13 protein-coding genes are annotated in these 20,530 nt (G+C 58.5%); all 13 read right to left on the bottom strand.

Annotation, left to right across the window (positions count from 1 at the left end; translation table 11 throughout):
* Positions 1–7: 7 nt before the first annotated feature.
* The gene (gene nadE / locus FBR45_RS07210; protein ID WP_138500660.1) at positions 8–2,092 is read right to left on the bottom strand and encodes an NAD(+) synthase; all 2,085 of its coding nucleotides are present in this window, start codon (positions 2,090–2,092) and stop codon (positions 8–10) included.
* 104 nt (positions 2,093–2,196) lie between these two features.
* The gene (locus FBR45_RS07205) at positions 2,197–3,138 is read right to left on the bottom strand and encodes a phosphatase domain-containing protein (RefSeq protein ID WP_138500658.1); all 942 of its coding nucleotides are present in this window, start codon (positions 3,136–3,138) and stop codon (positions 2,197–2,199) included.
* Between the two features lie 69 nt (positions 3,139–3,207).
* Entirely contained in the window at positions 3,208–3,825 is a 618-nt protein-coding gene (locus FBR45_RS07200) for a class I SAM-dependent methyltransferase (RefSeq protein ID WP_138500656.1), read from the bottom strand.
* Between the two features lie 44 nt (positions 3,826–3,869).
* Complete coding sequence (locus FBR45_RS07195; RefSeq protein ID WP_138500654.1) at positions 3,870–5,141, bottom strand: DUF5690 family protein; 1,272 nt, start codon at positions 5,139–5,141, stop codon at positions 3,870–3,872.
* Positions 5,142–5,174: 33 nt separating this feature from the next.
* Positions 5,175–7,421 (bottom strand): TonB-dependent receptor, encoded by a 2,247-nt coding sequence (locus FBR45_RS07190; RefSeq protein WP_138500652.1) that lies wholly within the window; start codon positions 7,419–7,421, stop codon positions 5,175–5,177.
* Positions 7,422–7,556: 135 nt separating this feature from the next.
* Positions 7,557–10,322 (bottom strand): alkaline phosphatase family protein, encoded by a 2,766-nt coding sequence (locus FBR45_RS07185; RefSeq protein WP_138500650.1) that lies wholly within the window; start codon positions 10,320–10,322, stop codon positions 7,557–7,559.
* A gap of 45 nt (positions 10,323–10,367) precedes the next feature.
* On the bottom strand, positions 10,368–10,895 hold the full coding sequence (locus tag FBR45_RS07180) for an HD domain-containing protein (protein ID WP_138500648.1): 528 nt from the start codon (positions 10,893–10,895) through the stop codon (positions 10,368–10,370).
* Positions 10,896–11,106: 211 nt separating this feature from the next.
* Positions 11,107–12,027: a metallophosphoesterase family protein gene (locus tag FBR45_RS07175; RefSeq protein ID WP_138500646.1), complete on the bottom strand. Its 921-nt coding sequence runs from the start codon at positions 12,025–12,027 to the stop codon at positions 11,107–11,109.
* Between the two features lie 129 nt (positions 12,028–12,156).
* Complete coding sequence (locus tag FBR45_RS07170) at positions 12,157–13,671, bottom strand: SusD/RagB family nutrient-binding outer membrane lipoprotein (RefSeq protein ID WP_138500644.1); 1,515 nt, start codon at positions 13,669–13,671, stop codon at positions 12,157–12,159.
* Between the two features lie 77 nt (positions 13,672–13,748).
* Positions 13,749–17,081 carry a SusC/RagA family TonB-linked outer membrane protein gene (locus FBR45_RS07165; protein WP_246082136.1) on the bottom strand — a complete coding sequence of 1,111 codons (3,333 nt, stop codon included), beginning with the start codon at positions 17,079–17,081 and terminating at the stop codon, positions 13,749–13,751.
* Positions 17,082–17,240: 159 nt separating this feature from the next.
* Positions 17,241–18,386: a TIGR03364 family FAD-dependent oxidoreductase gene (locus tag FBR45_RS07160; protein WP_138500642.1), complete on the bottom strand. Its 1,146-nt coding sequence runs from the start codon at positions 18,384–18,386 to the stop codon at positions 17,241–17,243.
* A 51-nt stretch (positions 18,387–18,437) separates the two neighbouring features.
* Positions 18,438–19,172, bottom strand: coding sequence for an HAD family hydrolase (locus tag FBR45_RS07155; protein ID WP_138500640.1), 735 nt, complete (start codon positions 19,170–19,172; stop codon positions 18,438–18,440).
* A 97-nt stretch (positions 19,173–19,269) separates the two neighbouring features.
* Positions 19,270–20,514, bottom strand: a complete 1,245-nt coding sequence (locus FBR45_RS07150; RefSeq protein WP_138500638.1) for an ABC transporter permease — start codon at positions 20,512–20,514, stop codon at positions 19,270–19,272.
* Positions 20,515–20,530 lie beyond the last annotated feature (16 nt).

Genomic DNA, 20,530 nt, shown 5'->3' with positions numbered 1-20,530 from the left:
TGGCGGATTAAAATCCAATCTTACCCCGGCGGCCGCTGGGCTTTTGCTCGGCAGCCCAGTCGCGCATCTCGGCGAGTTCTTTTTCGTATCCGCCCGACAGAATCGGGAAGCGCATCCACGAACGCGGGTCGAGGTTGTGGTCGTCGAGGTGGAAGCTGGGCGCGTAGCGTTCGCGCTTCCACTGGTTACGGCTCCAGAGTTTAAAGAACCGCTCTACCCAGATCAGCAGTTTCTCGCGCTCGTGCATACCGGCAAACTGTACTTCTACGAGCTTCAGCACATCGACGGGAGGCTGCTTATCGCGAATGGCGGCCTGCTCGATGGCGTTCAGCACATCATACGGCATCAGGTCATCCTCGTCGGTCTGCTTCTTGTCGAGCGGTCGCAACTCGGCGGTGGGCTGCAGGTTGTTAACAGCGCGCAGTCCTTTTACCTTGATCAGCTCATCGGGCGTAACGGGGCCAATGGCCAGGCTGGTCCGGTCGGTGGGTTCCGTGGCATTTTTGATGTTCAGCCCAACGGTTTCGAGCCATACCAGCCAGCTCCGCAGAAAATGCTTATCGATTCCGGTAATGGGCGAAATACTGCCCGCCGTATCGCCGTCCATGGTAGCGTAGCCGACAGCCGCTTCGGAGCGGTTCGACGTGCTGAGCAGCAGGGCGTTGTTAATGTTGGCAATCATCCAGATACCCGGCGCCCGCACCCGGGCCTGAATATTCTGCAGCGCCAGATCATCGGTATCCCACGACAGCGTGCGGCCCAGTTGTGCTTCGATCAGCCCCCGGTAGGTTTCTACCAGCCCGTTGATGTTGATCGAAAGGAAGGTAGCCCCAATATCGTCGGCCAGCTCTTTGGCCGAGTTGAACGTATCGTCGGATGAGTTTTCGGTGCCCTGGTACATTACGGTCAGCAGTTTACCGACCATGGCTTCGGGCGTTTCGCAGTCCTGAAGGGCGCGGATGTAGTCAAGTTTCTTCTTAACGCCCTCGATACCGATGTCCTGGACAGCCATCCGGATCATCAGAAAAACAGTAGCCGCAATGGCCGACGAGTCGGCTCCGCCACTTAGCGACAGCACATACCCCTGCGACCGGCTCTTGCGCAGGTAGTCGAACAGGCCCAGCGCCACGGCCCGGGCAAACTCTTCTTCTTTGAGGTATCCGCCCCGTTCCCAGGCCTCCAGTTCGGCTTTTTGTCTGACGGGTGCCACCTCGGGCCAGTCGAACCGGTCAGCAACGCGCAGGTTGGTCATGGCCAGGGCCAGGTTACCACGGCTCTGCACCTGGTTGAGCCGGGTAGCATCGATGTCGATCACGGCCGGTACGATGACGAAGTCGTGGTAGCTCAGCCGCGCGCCCGACACCAGCAGCTCGCCGTTGGAGGCTACCATGGCGTCGCCGTCGTAGATAACCCGCCCGGCTTCGTTTCCGAGCATGTTAGTATAAATGTAGCTGACCCCAAACGCCCGGCTGGCATCGATTACGAAGCGTTCGCGGGTTTGCGATTTGAAGAAGCCAAAGTGGCTGGCCGACGGGTTCATCAGAATATCGACCCCCCGTTCGTACAGCGTACGGCCGGGCCGGTTGGCGATCCAGGCATCTTCGCAGATCTCGAACGCGATACGGACGCCCGACAGGTCGAAGACCAGATCCCCGAACGGATAGGTAAAATCGCCAATCCGGGTTTCGTCGCGCAGGCCCATCTGCCAGGGTTGAAACCAGCGGGCTTCGTAATGGAGCCCGTTGTTGGCCATGTACTGCTTGGCCGCAAAGCCCAGAATCCGCTTGTTGGCCACCAGACATACTACATCGTAAATCCGGTTGTTATGCCGTAGCGGCATGCCGAGCGCTACGGCAATGTCATTAGTATGCTCAACGATATCCAGCAGTGAGGCAATGGCCTGGTCGATGGTATTCTGCGCAAAAAAGGCATCCTCGCAGCCGTAGCCGGTAATGGCCAGCTCGGGCAGGCACAGCAGGCTGACGTGCTGCCGCTGCGCTTCCTCAATGGCGTTGATAATGTTTTGCTTGTTGTGTTCCCACGCTAGGGGGGTCTGGTTCAGTACACCGGCGGCTACTTTCAGAAGTTTCATGAATACAGGGAGTGCTTGTCGATCCGGCTGACCCAACGCAGCGGGGCGCTCTCAAGACAAAGTTGCTGTAAGAATAACAAAAAAGGACGGCAAATGGGTTTAGGTCAGAAATCGCCATAATCGACCTGCAGGCAGGTAAGCCCCACCGTTCGGCGCCACATGTCGACAACCTGCTGGCGGTCATCGACCACAAACTCCACCCGGTACCGCCCCTGAATATGCCGATCGAACAGTTCCTGCTTGACGACGGCATCTTTCCGGTTGTCGCGCTGGGGACGCATGAACAGCTGATAGTCAGCCGTGGTCCAGCCGAAATGCCGATTGAGCCAGTCTACGGTTTCGGCCCGGCAAACAGCGTCGCGACCGGAGAAAAACACGATGGCATAGCCCGACACCCGCATGGCCCTGACCAGATTAATGATCGGCCATTTGGGCGTGTCGAGGCCGACCCGGTGCCAGTCGTACGGTGAGCGATCCCCTTTGTCGGCTACGGTACCATCGATGTCGACCAGTATGCAGCCGGGCAGATGGCTCTCCTGCCCGCGTTGAAAGGCGGGCCGGCGGGTTAGGGTTTCGGACGTAAATCGGAATGTCTTTTTCAGGGTCGCCAACTGCTCGGCCTGCTTCCGGATCACGGCCTCCCCTACCGAATCGGACCGGTTGCGGTCGCGCCGGATACACTCGTCGAGGGGCGTATCGATGAGCCGGTACTGGATCGTGACCTCGTCTATGTGCTCCGCCAGCAGCTTCCTGAATTCATTAAAGTAACTGACTTTCAGGTTTGTATTATCAACCAGCACGTGCCAGCCACGCCGTAGCCCCTCCAGCAGGGCCGTCTCCTGCATGGCGCTGACAATCGTTTCGATTCGGTTTTTTTCCGAATCGGGGTAGTTTTGCCAGTAGTCGGGCAACGAAACCGGCAGCAGACTACGCCGGAGATCATCGCGGTTGACCCGTAGCCAGTTGGGGTGGTCGGCGCAGAACTGGCGGGCGTAGGTAGACTTACCGCTGCCGCTCAGGCCGGTCAGGATTAGCACCTGTTTCATGATTGACGTTTCGATGACTTCGCCGGCCTGCCCAATGCTGCGGGGTATTAGCCAGGCGTCGTTTCGTTCTTACTGTTTTATAAAATCGTAGGAAACCAGGCTTTTGCCATTGGGCATCCGGTAGGTCTGACGACCTTCGAAACGCAGGGCCGGGGCGGTATGAGCCAGCAGGCTTTCCTCGGCCACCTCGGTAGCGATAGCGGCTACCGGCTGCAGCGTTGTTACCCCCGTATTGCTGACCCAACCGCTGTTGTTGCTGCGCTGGAGTACCACATTCAACAGCCCACCCCGCCGAAGGGTTTGCCGGAGACTGGCAAAGGCCCGCTCCAGATCAACATATTCGAGAAACAGGTGGCAGATGATCAGATCGGCCGAATCGGGTGGAATCGGAACGGGGTCCTGGTTGATATCAGCCTGTATCAGCACCAGCTCGTTCAGGATGGGGTCGTAGCGCTCGTGGCAGATGGCCAGATACCCCGGGTTCAGGTCAACGGCGTATACCCGCCGGGCGTCGGTGAAGTGAACAAACCCGTTTCCGGTGCAGGCGCCATAAACGGCTATGGTCTGCGGATAACGCTGCTCTACTTTTTCCTGGGTAATCTCACTCAGACAGGCCAGCTGACCAACGGTGTCGTGGCTCATGTGGCGTTCATAATCATCGGCAGGAACGTCGCTCCAGGGATTCATAGGTATCGGTTTATCGGTGGCGGCTCGCCCGGCGCAGCGGCCGGTCAGGCAACCATCGGCTCGGGACGGTCCCGAAACTTGCGGCTAAAGTACGCAAACGACGCGACGACCAGTATACCATAAACGACCGCCAGGATGTACGCACCAGATACGAAGAACTCCCGATAGCTGATGCCACCCTGCCCGAAATTTTTGTACAGCAACACCCCAACGCTGCCCAGATACCCGTACCAGTCGGCCAGGGTGACGATGAAACCGACCGTGCTAACGTACCGGAAAGCCGCCACCAACCGCTCGAAATACAGGCCGTTGCAGGGTACATAGCCCATGTACAGACCCAGACCCGTCAGCAGAAACCAGGTGCCGGGGTCGAGGGTACCCGTCGTGTAGAGCCAGGTGCTGACGCCCACCAGCACCCCGCCCGCCAGCATGATGCCGTTCAGCAGGGCAAAGGCCCGAAAATTATCCGTTACGCGCTGCAGCAGAGCCATGACGACCAGGATTCCCAGCGCTACCAGCGTTTCTGTGCGGGCAAAAACCGCCGGGTTCTCCACGCCCGCGTCTTTCATAATTTCAGGGCCGAAGTTGTCGCGAAAGTCGCGGAAGGCGGTCAGCAGCACGTAGCTGGCGATGAGCAGAGCCAGGCCCGGCCCAAACTCGCGCACGAAGGCCTGCCGTTCGGGCTGATTCATCGGTTTTCGCTCGGTACGCAGCGCGCGATCTTCGGGCGTAGGCGGGGGCAGCAGCGTCAGCGCGTAGACCGATACGAGCATCGGCAGTACGAACAGACTACCCGTAACGAAAGGCAGCCAGAACTCCGTTACGCCCCAGCTGGCCCGGATCGACAGCGCCACCGTTTTTACGAAGCCCGACGCGAAAATGAACGAAGCGGTAAGCCCGGCAACCAGCGCATCGGTCTGTCGGCGGCCTTCCAGAAACCCGAGGGTAATTCCGTAGACCATACCCAGCGGGAGGCCGTTCAGGAACAGAAATACGATATTCCAGGGAGCCGGAACGAGAGCAAATCCGAGCAGGGCCAGCAGAGCCATCCCGACCAACAACAGCATATTACCGGCCCGGCGGCCCGGCGACATCTCCGATACAAACTTGATACCTAGGCCTTTAGAAGCGGCATAACCCAGCACCTGCGCCGTAACGAGCCAGATCTTATAGTTGATCCCCGCAAAGGCCATTCCTTCGAAGGTTACCGCCGTAATGCCTTTGCGAAAGGCATACATGCAGGCGTAGGTGCAGAAAGCAGCCGTGGCTCCGAAGAGCATGAACGCGGTCGGGTGGCGAAGGAATCTGGGAGTCATGAATCGTCGGTTGACTGACAATAAATGACATTTCTACCAACTAACCAACACCGACAGCCACGCGCTGCGCCCAACGCCATCGACCCCTGACCCGTGGGTTCGGTAGGCTTCGTTGGTCAGATTCTGCAGTTCGGCGCTGACGGTCAGTAATTTCCAGCGGTAGCCGCCGTTGAGGTTCAGTACCTGCCAGCCGGGGGTGCCGTTTTTGCCGATGCGGTTATCATCTTTGTCGCCCTGGGCCAGCCGGGTTTGCGCCTGCGCGTAGAGGTACTCGGCCCGCGCCCACCAGCCCGCCCGCTGGTATGTCAGTCCGACGCGGCCGTTGAGGGGCGGAATCCGACGGAACGGCTCGTTGGCCGTCCTGTTTTCGCCGTAGGTATAGGTGAGTCCGCCATACGCCAGCAGGCCCGACCCGAACTCGTATTCGACCTCCGCTTCGAGCCCGCGGATGACTGACTCCGAGCTGTTCTGTTTCAGATATACCGGATAGCCCTGGATAGAATCCCGACCCGACCGGACGCGGCCGATGAAGTCGGTCAGCCGGTTGTTATACGCCAGCAGGGTAGCCGCCAGCTGGCCGGTCCGTACTTTTATGCCGGCCTCGGTGGTCAGCGACCGCTCGGGTCGAAGGCTGGCGTTGGGCACTTCGTACCGGAAATCGACGATACCGAGCGTACCCAGATCATCGACATTGGGCGCCCGGAAAGCCGACCCCACCGAAGCCACCAGACGAACCGCCGGCACAATAGCATATGAGGCTCCGGCCGAACCGACCAGCGCCGACGGCCTGATGGTCGCTTCGCCGAGCGTAGCCTCCGGGGTGGTGATCTGGAATGCGTTATACCGCCCGCCCGCTGTCAGGGTCAGCCGGTCGGCGGTTATCGTGTGGTTCGAAAAGATGGCCAGGCTGCTCATCGTTGCCCGATCCGGATACAGGCCCCGTTTCAGCGAGCCCGCGCCGGTTTGGGTATTCACATCCTGCCGGGTGCTGCCGACCCGGTCGTAGTACCACTCAATGCCGTTCTGCATCCGCCAGTAGCGCAGCGGCTGGGCGTTGGCCAGCAGGCTCAATCCGGTGGTGGTGGTCTGGTCCCGCTCGTAGACCGCCGTGGGGTTGTTGTTGCGCTGGCTCTGACGCCCTTCGATCTGCCGCTGCCACGACCCTGTCAGCTGCACCGATTGCAGTAACGGATAGTCGTAAAAACCTTCGAGCCGGGCGTAGGCCAGCTGCCTGCGCTGGGGATTGAACTGGTAATACCGGTAATTTTCGAGCCGGACCCGATGGTAGACCGGTACGCTATCCTGTTGCAGATTCTGGTAGGCCGCCGTGGCGATGAGCCGGTTCGACAGCTTGAACCGCCCTTTTACATCGCCCGACAGCTGGTTATAACCCGTGGGTGACTCCCGCCCGAGGCCGCGGCCCGCTACCAGATCGCCAAACTTCCGGTACGCCAACCCGCCCCTGATGGCTACCGACGGGGTCGAGACCCCCAGTTCGGCCCGGCCGCTGTATTCCATATCCTGCGTCATGGCCTTTCCGAAGAAACTGCCCGTCACGGCCGGTCGGTCGGCAAACTGCGGAGTTTTGGTCAGCACGTTTACGACCCCGCCGATGGCATCGGAGCCGTAGGCAACCGACCCGCTGCTCCTCAGAATTTCGATCTGCCCCACGCTCTGGGGATCGATGGTATTCAGATACTGGTTGGGCCCGGAGCGGAAAGTAGCGTTGTTGAGCCGGATGCCGTCAATCAGCAGCAGCGTTTGCTGGCCGGTCAGCCCACGAACAAACGGAGAGCCGCCCCCGTGGTTGGTTTTTTGCAGAAATACGCCGGTTGCGCCAACCAGGGCTTCGGGTACAGTTCGGGGCGAGCGCTGCCGCAGGTCGCGGGGGGTGATGAGGGTTGTAACCTCTGGACGCTCAAAGTCGATGGATTCGCTCCGCTGGGGGGTAGAGACAAGCTGCTGATTCAACTGGATAACACTGGGGGTTGCGTAGACCAGTACTTTCAGATCGGCCCGGCTGTTTATAGTCACCGTCGAGTCGGTCATGCGGTAGCCAACCGAGCTTACCCGCAGGGTATACTGGCCTTTGGGCACATTATAAAAATTGAAATAGCCCCGGCTATCGGTAGTGGTGCCCCGGGTGGTCGGGATGAGCTGCACGGTTACCCCCTGAAGCGGCAGACTGGTTCGGTCATCCCGTACCATTCCGCTCAGGGTCTGGCCAACGGCCTGCTGAAGCAGCAGGAGACTAAAAAGCAGCGTAGAAAGTTTAAGCATGATGTTTCAGGTTGATCAGCACATAAGATACTGACCACTGAAGCCAGCCGGAGAAAAATGTGCCTACTTTTTAGTTAACGTTGATTTTTGAGCCATTTTAGACCTGTTGAGGCTCGGTTGTTACCAATGCCCTGTTTAGCGGCCCTCGGTTTGCTGACGGTAATGTTCGGCGCGTTGGTCGGCGCGGTCGTCCATCTCCGGCCCGCTCTGGATTTTACGCCAGTCGAAGTTTTTTTTGTAGGGCTTCATGGCCTCCTGCGGGTCGAAGATGCGGGCGTCGGGCAGCACAACCGTATACGGGCGCAGGTCGGGCTTGTCGGTAAAAAAATCCTGGAGCAGCGAGGCCGTAGCGTCGTACTGATTGACGTAGGGCACGTTCAGCAGGTTGTATATCATCTTGAGGATCGACCCGAAGTTGGCGTGGGTATGTGACACATAGCCGCGTTTTACGTACGGACCGGCCAGCATCAGCAGCGAGCGGTGGGCATCTATATGATCAACACCTCCCTGCGGGTCGTCTTCGGTCACGATCACCAGCATGTTTTTCCAGTAGGGTGTCCGCGAGAGGAAGTGGAGCATTCGACCCAGCGCCAGGTCGTTATCGGCCATGTACGAGTGTAGATACGGATAGCCTTCGTCCGGACGGGGCCCGGATCCGTGGTCATTGGGCAGCATGACCGTAAGCAGCTGCGGCAGGGGTGCCCGTTTTTTACCGAGCCACTTCGTCGTAAACTCCCGCTCGAACTGATCCATCCGAAACTGGTCGGGGATGTTGGTGTTATAGCCTGCAAAATTTCGGGAGGTATGTCGAAAAGCGGCCGCGGGCATCGGAAACACCACCGGATGAGCCGCGCCGAAGAGGGTATCGAACTGTTCTTCGTAATTGCCGGCGTATTCGTTGACCTGACCAAAGTTATAAAACGAGACTTTACTGCGTTCCAGCGCTTCCCACAGCCCGCCAATCTCGTTATAGTCTTCGGGATCGATGGCCCCCGACGACTTCGGAAACCGCCGGCCGGGCGCTTTCGAGAACGGATCGAACCGGCCCGCCGAGGCTGCGTTGGCCTCTACCCACTCGTTCGGAATAGTGCCCATCATCCAGTGGTGTCCGTGAATGCTGGCGTCAGAATCGCAGTAGAAGTTATCGGAGAACCCAAACTGGCTGGCCAGCCGGGTGTGGTTCGGCATAATGTCGGCACTCGTGATACGAACGGAGTCGCCCGGCTGATCGGTGGTACGACCGCTATTGCCCCGCGTGGTGGTTATACGTGACCGTACGGTTACGCCCGTACCGAAACGAGCCAGGGTTGAATCGCCTTTTCCGGTCCGGAGCTGGCCCAGTACCTCATCGTACGTTCGATTTTCTTTGGTAATATAGACGATGTGTTTGATCGGTGAGGGCCGCGTTCTGGGCAGCACGGGCAGCGGATTCCGGCCCGGATCGGCTACGGCCACGGTCTGGTAGGTATTGGCCAGTACCTGCCGGGTCAGGGCGGGCAGGTCGGCCCGCAGGTCTACAGCCTGGAACGTGCCCAGCTGAATATCGCCGATGTAGGTCCCCTGCAGTGGCTTGGTGAAGCCTACGCCCCCATTGGGGCCGGCCCCGTAGCCGCGCGCCGACGTAATATAAAGCGTTTTTTCGTCGGGCGACAGCGCGACCCGCGTGGGTCCCCAGCCGGTCGGAATCAGCCCCCGTACCGTCCGGGTGGGCAGATCAACAACGGCCACGGCATTGAACGCCAGCAGGGCCACGTACAATGTTCTTTCATCCTTGGTCATCGTCAGACCAAACGGCATCAGCCCCCGGTATCGATCCAGTTTCGGGTCGACCCGGAGCGAAATCGTACCGGCCAGCTTACGCGAGCGGTGGTCAATGATCGAGATGTTGTCGTTGGTAGCGTTGGAGACGTAGGCGTAGCGGCTTCCCACCACCACCGAGTTAGGCGACGACCCACCGACTATTTCTGCTTCTTCAATCATCCGGGCGCCGGTTCGTTCCCCGATCTGCAAGCCGGTTTTGAGTTTGGCCGTTACCCGGTTGGTGGCCAGATCGACCAGCCAGACGCTCATAGCCTCGTCGGCCAGCGGACTGCCCAGACCCGGTATACGCCGACCGTCGCGCTCAACCCCCTCCCTCGATTCTTTGGTGTGCGCCCCATAAGCCGGAAACTGGAGCATCATGGTGTCTTTATTGGTGGGGGTTACGCCCGGCACCAGCGGGTACGCATACAGCCCCACGTTGGCCACGAATGCCTGCTTCCGGTCGGGGGTCAGCGCCAGCCCGAACGGTTGTCGCCCCGTTGGGATCGAGGCTGTAATTCGTTTCGTAGCCAGGTCGATGCGCACCAACCGGAAGTTGGCCCGGTCAAGTGCCAGCAGCTCACGACCGTTGAGCAGCAGGTCCGACGTAAAGCTATCGGTATAGCCATTGCCGTTGAGGTCGATGCTATCGGTCGTTCGGAGGGCTTCGGTATCGAAAATGATGACGCGGCCTTTATCTCCGTTACTCAGGTAAGCCGTTTTATGATCCGGTGCCAACGCTACGCCGAGGAAGGTAGCTCCCTGTACCGGCGACGGAATCGTACCGGCGTAGTCGGGCACCCGGACGGCGGCCAGGGTTGCCGTGTTGATAACTGTCAGTACGCCGTCGTGCAGCGTCAGGGCTTTGGTGCCGTCGGGCGAGAGCGTCAGCCCGAACGGATCATTCGTAATCCGGATCGTCTGCCCCGCCGGGGTTACGTACCGGCCACTCGGCAATACGGCCCGGCCCGCCATCCGGTTGCTGCCGGTATCGATCCGGCAGTAGTCAGCCCGGCCCGGTACCTGTAAAGTCGTATAGGTTTTCTGGCCAAAGGCCGACCCGGAGAGCAGCACCAGGCCGGTCAGTAGATATAACTTCATGAAGTAAGGCGGTTAGACAGACGAAAACGGATTACAGACCGGCCACTAGGCCGACAAAGCCAGGTAATAGGCAACATCGGGCGTGGGTAAGCCCGGAATTTTTGCCTGCTCGTCCCACCGGCGTAGTTGCAGGATTTCGGCAAAATAGGGATGCTGTTCGAAGCGGGCGGCTTCGTCGGTGGTCATCGGTCCTCCCTGAAACTCAAGCGTCCGCAAACTCGCGTCCGACAGTTGAGCGAAGTACTCAGGATGCCGCGTTACCAGGTAACGCTTGGCGTTGACGTGATTCTCGATCAACTGGGCCACCTTCTCCGAGTAGCCGCGCTGCCGCAGGAAATCGGCCCCCAGCCGCTCGTGGTCAACCGTGCCGTAGCCATCCATGTAGCCTTCGGCCGCGTCGGCAGGCAGCAAATGGCCAATATCGTGCAGGAGGGCCGCCTGCACCGTTTCTTGATCGGCACCAGCCTGTTCGGCCAGCAGCGCCGTCTGCAACGCGTGTTCCAGCTGCGTAACCGGCTCTCCGTAATACGCATCCTGCCCACCCTGGGCAAACAAATCGAGTATTGTAGTCATAAGTGAATGATGAGTTATAAGTGATGAGTTATGAGTTATAAGCGATGAATGATGAGTGTATTTCTGTCCCCTAGTACATTTTCTCAGCCACGAGTGGTCTGTAAGGTCACGTACCACGGGGACGGAGGATTGGAGCGACGACCACACGGAACACGGGGACGGGCGCTGGCGCATCGTTTATCATTCATCGCTCATCACTCATCACTCACCACTATTTAGTATTGTATGTCAGATAGGTTCGTTCTATGGTGCCGTCGTCGTAGAGGTCGAACAGGGCGTAGCCGGCTTTGGTCTGGTGGTAGGTGTCGCTGGTCCACCAGTTGCCGCTGACGGCCCCGTTGCAGAAGTAGGTTACGTTGTTGTACTCGACCCGGTCGAGCAGGTGCATGTGTCCGCTCAGGCAGGCTTTTACGTTAGGGTGCTGGTAAAACAGCGCAATCAGATCAACCGCGTCGGTATGATCCCAGCTACCGGGTATCTGCCAGTTGCCGTTTTTGACGTTGGCTTTGTCGTAAAAGACCGTTGCCGATACAATCGGGATGTGCGATAACAGCAGCACCGGGGTTTTCGGATCGGTGCGGGCCAGATCGTTTTTGAGCCAGTCCATCTGTTCAGCGTCGACATGGGCTGTATACCACTTGCCCTCGGGGGTGGTTTGTACGCTGTCGAGGATAATAAAGTGCCAGCCGTTTTTGTCGAACGAGCGGTAGCGGTTGCTGATACCCATCTGCTCAACAGCCCATTTTTTCCCGTAGAGGGGGTCTGCTTTGGCTCCCTCGTAGCCCCAGACGTCGTGATTGCCGATGCAGTATTCGATCGGCAGCGAGCTGTTGCCCTTCACGACGGTATGCCAGGCGTCCCACTGCTTTTGCACCTGGCTGCGGTCCTGACCCAGCGCATCCATGATCGTATCGCCCCCGTGGAGAAAAAAAGCGGGCTTATCGGCCTGGTCCTGCGCGTGGTGTAGGCAGCGGGCAACGGACTCCATCGGCTTCCTGTCGACGGTAATGTGCGTATCGCCCAGGTACGCGAACCGAACGGATCGTTTGCGAACAGCGCTGGTAACAAGGGACAGATCTGGCGCTACCAGAGGAAGCAGGCCGGCGGTTTTGAGAAGTGAACGACGATTCATAAAAAAAGGGATCGAACAAATGACTACATCGGCACTGAGTATGAACCCAATACCGATGCAGTTTAGCCAGTTTCGCGGGCGATTGCAACAGTCCGAAGCTGTACTTTCCGCAAAGTAGGGAACGTCGGCCTACTTATCCCACCAGACGGCCGTGTTGAGATCGTCGGTTCCCTGACGGGTTACCGCTTCGGCCCGGTTCTTACCATTCAGCGACTGCTCCGACTGCGGGTACGGGTAGCGCACCGGCACCCGGTTTCCGTTGAGGTTATCGGGCCCCGGGGTAACGGTAGGTATGCCCGTCCGGCGCCAGTCGAACCAGCCTTCGAGCCCGTTGAACAGCAGCGCGACCCACTTCTGGGTCCCGATTTTTTCCAGCTTCTGCTGGGTAGTCCCCGTATAGGCCACCCCCGCCTGGGTGAAATAATCGGCTGCGGGGGTTACGTTGATGCCATACTCGGCCGGTACAATCGCCTTGTAGTAGTCCATATTGGCGCGAATACCATTCAGGTAATATGTTTCGGCACTACCCGTCGAGATCAGATTTTTTTCCCGGGCTTCGGCCAGCAGGAACTGCACCTCGGCATACGTCATCACCAGACCACGCGCCACGTTAGGCACCGGCGCGGGCGAGCTGCAGACGAGGCAGGCAAACGGCAGACCCACCCGCGAAACACCCTGCGGACCACCGTTGTAGTTCAGCGCTGGCGTATCGCCCAGCCCATTGGGTACACCTACGTATTCGACCTTACCCGCCGACGAGGGCCGCTCGACCGGCCGGGCAAAGACCGGCAGCCGCGGATCGTTGATAGCCAGCAGTCGGTCGACCAGCGATTTGCTGGCCCGGAATTCATCAAACGAACCTACCCGCGAGCCGTAGAGCGGCCACTGGTTCGGAGCGGTAGCCTGATAGGTCAGGGCTGCGTTGTCGGCGTTCGATTCCATAATCGGGAACTTAGTACGGTCGGCAACGATAGCCTGCAGGTCGGCCGAGACGTTGCGCTTGCCGGAAATTCGCATCAGCGCCCGCAGCCGAAGTGAATTCGCCAGTTTTTTCCAGCGGGGAAGTGATCCGGCACCACCGCCAAACAGGATGTCACCCGCCAGCACTTCGTTACTGGTACCGAGGAGGTCGTTCGCTTTGGCCAGATCAGCCAGAATACCGGTGTATACGGCTTCCTGCGTGTCGTACTTTGGCGCGTAAACACCGCCCAACTTGGCCTGGGTCGCTTCCGTATACGGGATATCACCGTAGGCATCGGTTGCCAGCGAAAACAGCCACGACTTCCAGATCAGCGCCACGCCGAGGTAATTGTTCTGACCAGCCGCGGTAGCCAGATCGATGATATTCTGGACATTGCGCATATTGCCGTATACACTGTTCCAGACGCCGTTACGCTCACCCCAGAGGTAGCGATCCTCGTTCACGAACTGAATCTTGGCCGTATGCTGCACAACGATATTGCCAATGCCCCAGGCCTCACCGACCTGGTCGTTAATCGTATTCCGCAGTACACCCGCCAGCAGCAGATCCGGCGATACCTGCGTCGGGACGTTCGGGTTGGTGTTGACTTCCTCAAACTCGTTGTCGCAGGCAGTAGCGATCAACAGAGCCAGGCCACAAACAATTGTTTTAAGCACTTTCATAGCTTTTGACTATCGATGGTAGTCATTAACGATCAGCAGACCGCCAATGACTATGATGATTGAATGGACAGGAACGCTTAGAGTTTCAGACCCAGGTTGAACCCGAAACTGCGGCTCGACGGAATAGCCATGTATTCGATACCGGGCAGGGCCGTGCCGCCCGAATACGACATAGTTTCCGGATCGACATGCGGCACTTTAGACCATACGGCCAGGTTACGACCAACCAGCGTGAAGGTTACCCCCCGCAGCGGTACCCGACCCCAGATCCGATCTGGAATACTGAAGCCCAGCTGTACTTCGCGGAGTTTCGCAAAAGAAGCATCGTACATAACCCCTTCGGCAATGTTACGCCCGCCGGTCCAGGCCGTGTGCCACTGCCGTGAGTTCAGCTTCACGTCGTTCGGCGCAAAGGTGGTTGAGCCATCGGCATTGGTAACGACTTTAGCGCCCTGCCCGATGACGCCGTTGCCGGGCTTACTCAGGTCGTACCCATCGGCACGGCCCTCCAGGGTTTCGATGATGATACCTCCCTCGCGACCCACGGTCTGGGTTTCGGAATACAGTTTGCCGCCCTGCCGGATGTCGAACAGGAAGCTCAGCCGTACATTCTTGTAGCTCAGGCTGTTGTTAATACCCAGCAGAAAATCGGGGTTGTAGTTACCCAGCTTGATACGCTCGGTCGTAGCCACCGGGCGTCCATCGCGGAAGACCATCTGACCTACATACTGGCCCGACGCATCGTAGTATGGCTTTGTCGGATCGCTGTTCTGCACCCGGGCAAACCCAATGCCGTACATATCGCCCATCCGCTCACCCACGCGGGCTTCGATGCTGACCCGGCGGCTGGCCATCACGAAATTCTGGATGTTGTCAGAGAGCGAGATAACCTTGCTGCGGTTGGCCGAAAAGTTAAAATCGACACCCCAGCGGAGGCTGTTGGGCAGTTCGACCGGCACCAGGTTCAGCGCCACCTCTACCCCACTGTTGCGGATCAATCCGGCGTTGATAGCCCGGCTATTGTACCCACTGGTGATCGATAGCGGGATGTTCAGAATCTGGTTACGGGTATTGGTCAGGTAATACGACACATCCAGTCCCACCCGGCGTTTGAACAGCTTTAGCTCCACACCGCCTTCGAACGAGTTGCTGATTTCGGGCTTGAGGTTGAAGTTGGCCAGGCGGTCGGTTTCGCCGTAGACCTGGCTGTTGCCGAAGGGATCGCTGGGGTTATACGCCTGGGTGAACGTGAATGGGTCCGTATCGTTACCTACCGAAGCGTAGTTAACGCGGGCCTTCAGGAAGGAGATGGACTGCGGCAGGGTAAGCATCTCGCTCAACACGGCGCTGAGCGCAACGGATGGATAAAAATAGGAATTATCCTGGGTACCCAGCGCCCGGGCATACTCGGGCAGCGTCAGCGCGCTCGACCAGTCGTTGCGGGCCGTCATCTCCAGGAAGATATAATTCCGGAATGCCAGCTGGGCCGACCCGTAGAGCGAATTTACCCGCTTGCCAACCAGGCTCTGCGCTACCTGCAGCGGCACCCGCGAGTTGGTCAGGTTGTAGATACCAGGAATGTTCAGCTGACCGGCATTGCTCTCCAAGAAATCCGATTTCTGTCGCAGCTGGTTGCCGCCAAACGTACCCGACAGGGTCCAGTTTTCATTAAACTCTTTGTTGGCCGTAAACAGAAAGTCGGTGTTGCGTTCTTCGGTAATGATGCGCGAATCGCGGTACTGCCCAAACGGGAACCGCTGGGTGCTGAACGCCCGCCGGTACTCGCGTTTTTCGCTGCTGTAGTCGATGGCCGTACGGCCCTGAACACTCAGCCAGGGGGTCAGATCGTATTTCAGCGAGGCATTCCCGATCACACGATCATACAGTTGTCCATTCGTATTTTCGTAAACCGTCAGGTAGGGGTTGTCGTGGTAATTGTAGTTCCAGCTGAACTGGCGGGTTCCTTCGAGACCGCGCATCCAGAGATCTTTCATCGGCTCGAGCTGCACCGAGGGCGGCAGCCAGCAGTTGAAGAGGTACATGATACTTTCGGTACCGTAGCTGATTGAGGGCCGGTTGCCGCTTTCGCCCTTGATGTAGCTAACAAACGCATTGGCCGAAAACTTGGGGGTGAAGTTGTAGCCCCCGCTCAACGAGGTCGTGTAGCGTTTCAGGTCGGTATTCGGAACGATACCGGTTTGGTTCAGGAGCGTATGCGCCAGCCGGAAATTTCCGAATTCATTGCTGCCTGTTACGGCTACGTTGGTCGTATTGGTATGGCCCGTCTGCAGAAACTTCTTCAGGTTATCGGTTTCGGGTACCCAGGCCGTGGGTGTAATGACGCTGCCCGCCGGTGCGTTCAGGTCGCCCCCCCGGAACGGAATGGGCTGGCCGTTGAGCGTGCGGGGTGAGTTATACTGAGGGTAGCTTTTATTAAGCGAGAAAGCAGGCCCCCAGGCTTCGTCGGTTCCGTCGGTCAGGCCGGCTCCGCCCCCGTTCACGAAGGCGAAGTCGCCCCCGTTGGCGTTCCCCTGTCCGTATACATTTTGGTATTTGGGCAGCACGAGAGGTGTTTCGAAGGTTTGGTTCGTGTTGATCTCAACGCCGATGCCTTTGCTGCCGCGCCCCGATTTGGTCTTGATCACGATTACCCCGTTGGCCGCCCGCGCGCCATAGAGCGCCGACGCAGCCGCTCCCTTCAGCACGTTGATCGACTCGACATCGTCGGGGTTGACGAAGCTGGCGCCGTTGCCGAAGTCTACTTCGAGGTTGTTACGGCCCGACCCACTGGTGAGCCCGTTCGAGATGGGCACCCCATCAATGACGTACAGCGGCTGGTTTTTGTTGAGATCAACCGAGCGCTCGCCCCGGATCGTAACCCGCGCTGAGCCGCCAATGCCCGACGGACTACCCACTACCGTAACCCCGGCCACTTTACCGGCCAGCTGGTTGGTCACGTTGGTTTCGCGGGCTATGGTCAGCGCGCTGCCCTGAATTTCCTGAGTGGCATAGCCCAGGGCTTTCTTTTCGCGCTGGATACCAAGAGCCGTTACCACCACTTCGCCAAGCGTCTGGGCATCGCCCTTCAGCGACACATCGACCGTTGACCGATTACCGACCGCCACCTCCTGCGACTCGTAGCCGATAAACGAAAACGTCAGCGTACGGTTAGGACCCGGCACTGTGAGGGTGTACCGCCCGTCGGCTCCGGTGGTGGTGCCCGTAGTGGTGCCTTTTATGACAATCGATACCCCCGGCATTGGCTGGTTGTCATCGGCCGAGCTAACCCGCCCGGTAATGGATTGTGCGGTAGCCGCCAGCCCCGACAGCAGACAAAAAAAGAACGCCATCCATAGTCGGCGCAAACCGGGGAACGGGGGCGTTAAAGAAGGTAAACAGGTTGATTTCATACATGTGCAGGTTAGTATCGAGTAAGTACCAGCCGCAAATGTATGTCAGCACTGTTACGCTAATATTTCTTGATTATCAATCCTTTATGAACAGAAAAAGCAGATGATCACAATAAAATAACAGCTCCATAGGCTTAGCCTGTTTACCCCAGAGGCCGGTTACACACTGACGTTCAGCCAGTGCCGAACGGTTTGTTCGGCGAAGCCAGCACCCGAGCTCATTCCTTTGCCGCCAATGCCGGTAATAATCCGAATATTCTCATCGACCGGGTAATCGAAGATCTCGTCGGGGGTCTGGCTGTAGAAGCCGGCCCAGGTTTTTCGAACCGTTATTGGAAAGCGGACAATCCGCCGGGCTTCGGCCAGCATGAGTTCGTTGATGAAGTCCTGCGTATGATAGCCCAGATCTTCGGCCCGTGTCGCGTCGGCGTATTCGTGCGAGTCGCCGATGATAATCGACCCGTCGACGGCCTGCTTGAACAGGATGTGGATACCCCATTCTTTCAGCGTGGCCAGCTGGGGGGGCGTAGCGATAGACGCATAGGACGGACACTGCTGAAACGACTCGTACCGCCGAATGGTCAGCCCCGTCAGGATATTGCCCGGCAGCGACAGGCCCGCCACCGGCTCGGCCAGCAGCATCTGCAGCTTACTGACCACCAGACCAGCCTCGGCCAGCACCTCCGGAAACAGCAGCCGAACCTCGTGTCCGGAACAGATCAGCACCCGGCTGGCCTGGTACCGCTCCCGGTTGCTGAGGGTAATGATAGCCCCGTTGTAGTTGGACTGGCAATCAATCACGGCCGCCCCCGACTGGTACGTCACCCCGTACTTCTGCTGGATAAAGGCAATGAGTCGGTGAATCATCTGTTCCGGTTCCAGACTCAGCTCCTGCGGGAAGTATAGCCCACCCCGTACGTAGTCGGCCTGCAAAGCCGGGTATCTGGCCAGACACTGCGCCCGGCTGAGCAGCTCGCTGGTATAGCCAAGTTGTTGATACCGGTCGTGCAGCTCGTTGACCAGCGTCCATTCATCGGCGTCCGAAGCCACGTAGACGGAGCCATTGGCCCGCACCGTCAGCTCGGTTTGTGCCTGAATGTCGCGGTAGATCTCCAGGCTCCGACGGCCATACTCGAACCAGCGGCCCGCCAGTCCCGACGGTACCGCCTGGCCAAAGTTGCGAACGGTGGCGCCCATCGGGTAGCGGTCTTTCTCAAGTAACAGCACCCGCAGCCCGGCTTTGGCGGCATGATAGGCATGAAACGTTCCCAGTGCACCGGCACCGACAATGATAAGATCGTACATGGATAAACGGTTCAGAGGAGTGGCCCGCCCGATAGGGTTCGGACCAACGGGTTAGCTGACAACAAAGTAGCGGTTGTCTACCAGCTGGGGCAGATCGACCAGCGAGGCCAGCAGGAGGTCGTGCGGATAGGACTCCAGCTGCTCCTGCGTGTGGGTTCCGTTGGTGATACCGAGGTTGAGGCCTACCCCGGCGGCCCGGCCAGACAGCAGATCGGACGGGGTATCGCCAATGTTGATAACAGCCTTGGGGTTCGTTACGCCCAGCATAGCCATAGCCCGCTCGATCATGTACGGGTAGGGACGCCCCCGCTCTACCTCGTCGCTGGCAATGGACAACTGGATCAGGCTGTTGGGGCTACCGACGCGATCCTGATTGAGGCCGTCGAGCCAGCCCAGCTTTTCCAGGATGATGTCGGTTACGGTGCGGTAGAAGCCTGTTGTCAGGGCAATGGCGATCCCACGCTCGTGCAGATAGGCGAAGGTATCGAGACAGCCTTCGGTGGGCGTGGCGCCGTTGGTGGCGTAGTGGTTCTCCAGAATACCCCGGAAAGCTGCGTACGACACATCGACCTGGTGATTCACGTCGGGATGCACATCGCCCAGCTGTTCTTTCCAGAGCGTTTCGAAGACGTACCGTTTGGCCAGCCCCTGCATGGCCAGAATTCGTTCGTCGGTAACGAACAAACCCGTTTCAGCGGCTGCCAGCGCAAAGCACCGCTCTACTTCGTGGTGGTCGGTAACGGTTGTACCGGCCATGTCGAAAACCACTAATTCAATTGGTTGCATCGGTCAAATCGGTTACGTCAGTTAGGGAAAGAGCGGTAAAGCAACGCAAAGAATCGATACATGCTGTTCGTGAGCACATTAACAAATAAAGAAATTCTTAGGCCATATACCGGGCTGCGCGCTGCGCCGGGAACCAGGAGGTCAGAATAGTCATCAGGACAACTAGCCCCCCCGTCAGCACAACATCGATCAGATCGAGCCGGACCGGGTACGCATCCACAATGGAACTGGGCGTTCCCATACTGACAAACCCGTATTGCTGCTGCAACAGACAGATTACGATGCCCAGCACCAGCCCCGTAATGGCTCCGGTCAGCGCAATGATGGCCCCTTCGGTCAGGAAGATTCGCCGTATCATACCCGACGTAGCTCCCATGGCGAACATAATGCCAATGTCCTGCTTTTTTTCGATGACCAGCATCGACAGCGAGAAAAAGATGTTGATCGACGCCACCAGAATAATAAACGATAAGGTCAGCGCCACAAAAAGTTTCTCGACCCGGATGGCCCGGTACAGATCCCGATTGAGGTCGTCGCGGCTCTGAACGGTCAGTTGAACGGCTGGAGCGGCTTTGCTGACAACGGCTTCCAGGGCCTGTTTGGCAGCCTCCTCATCGGTGCCCGGCCGCAGCTGAATTTCCAGACTCGTTACCTCATCTGGCTCGTAACCAAACAGGGCCCGCGCCACGCTGATTGGCGCCAGCACCACATTATTGTAATTGGGCACTTCGATATAGAACACGCCCCCTACTGTCAGCGCTTCGCGGTTAAACGCGTTCGGGTTGATGGCACTCAGCGTCTGTCCACTCTGCGGATACAGGATCTCGAGCGGGGTAAGAATATCGACTGGCGAAATGCTCAGGTCGTTGCGTATCCCTTCGGCCACAACGGCATAGTTAACATCGTCCCGACGCAGCACCAGCTGCCCCTGAATCAGGGTAGAGTCGAGCTGGCTGCGCTGGGTATAATTATCGTCTACCCCCTTCAACTGCACCACCGCCTGCCCGTCTGTTGACCCACTAGCGCGGTAGCGGGCCAGTGCGTTATCCTGCGCCACCGCGCTGATGAAGCTGACGCCGGGCGTTTGGCGAAGCTGCGACAGAAGCGCAGACGAGGCCATGAATCGCTTTCCTTCGGCGGGCAGTATGGTCATGTCGGCTTCGAAGTTGCGGAAGAGCTGCCGGTTGAGTTCTTCCATCCCATTGAACACCGACAAAACGATGATGAGCGCCATGGTACCCACGCCCACGCCCAGCATCGACAATATCGACAGCCAGCTGATGAAGCTGCGTTTCTTACGCGAGAAAAAGTACCGGCGGGCGACCCAGGCAGGAAGGTTCATGCTTACGGAGTGAATA

It is taken from the genome of Spirosoma lacussanchae, from assembly GCF_005870035.1.
GTDB lineage: Bacteria > Bacteroidota > Bacteroidia > Cytophagales > Spirosomataceae > Spirosoma > Spirosoma lacussanchae.
The sequence above is the reverse complement of the archived record's forward strand: the minus strand, read 5'-3'. Positions and strand labels throughout refer to the sequence as shown.

Coding starts and splice junctions, on each gene's coding strand:
- nadE (WP_138500660.1), bottom strand. CDS start 2,092: ATGAAACTTCTGAAAGTAGCCGCCGGTGTACTGAACCAGACCCCCCTA.
- FBR45_RS07205 (WP_138500658.1), bottom strand. CDS start 3,138: ATGAAACAGGTGCTAATCCTGACCGGCCTGAGCGGCAGCGGTAAGTCT.
- FBR45_RS07200 (WP_138500656.1), bottom strand. CDS start 3,825: ATGAATCCCTGGAGCGACGTTCCTGCCGATGATTATGAACGCCACATG.
- FBR45_RS07195 (WP_138500654.1), bottom strand. CDS start 5,141: ATGACTCCCAGATTCCTTCGCCACCCGACCGCGTTCATGCTCTTCGGA.
- FBR45_RS07190 (WP_138500652.1), bottom strand. CDS start 7,421: ATGCTTAAACTTTCTACGCTGCTTTTTAGTCTCCTGCTGCTTCAGCAG.
- FBR45_RS07185 (WP_138500650.1), bottom strand. CDS start 10,322: ATGAAGTTATATCTACTGACCGGCCTGGTGCTGCTCTCCGGGTCGGCC.
- FBR45_RS07180 (WP_138500648.1), bottom strand. CDS start 10,895: ATGACTACAATACTCGATTTGTTTGCCCAGGGTGGGCAGGATGCGTAT.
- FBR45_RS07175 (WP_138500646.1), bottom strand. CDS start 12,027: ATGAATCGTCGTTCACTTCTCAAAACCGCCGGCCTGCTTCCTCTGGTA.
- FBR45_RS07170 (WP_138500644.1), bottom strand. CDS start 13,671: ATGAAAGTGCTTAAAACAATTGTTTGTGGCCTGGCTCTGTTGATCGCT.
- FBR45_RS07165 (WP_246082136.1), bottom strand. CDS start 17,081: ATGAAATCAACCTGTTTACCTTCTTTAACGCCCCCGTTCCCCGGTTTG.
- FBR45_RS07160 (WP_138500642.1), bottom strand. CDS start 18,386: ATGTACGATCTTATCATTGTCGGTGCCGGTGCACTGGGAACGTTTCAT.
- FBR45_RS07155 (WP_138500640.1), bottom strand. CDS start 19,172: ATGCAACCAATTGAATTAGTGGTTTTCGACATGGCCGGTACAACCGTT.
- FBR45_RS07150 (WP_138500638.1), bottom strand. CDS start 20,514: ATGAACCTTCCTGCCTGGGTCGCCCGCCGGTACTTTTTCTCGCGTAAG.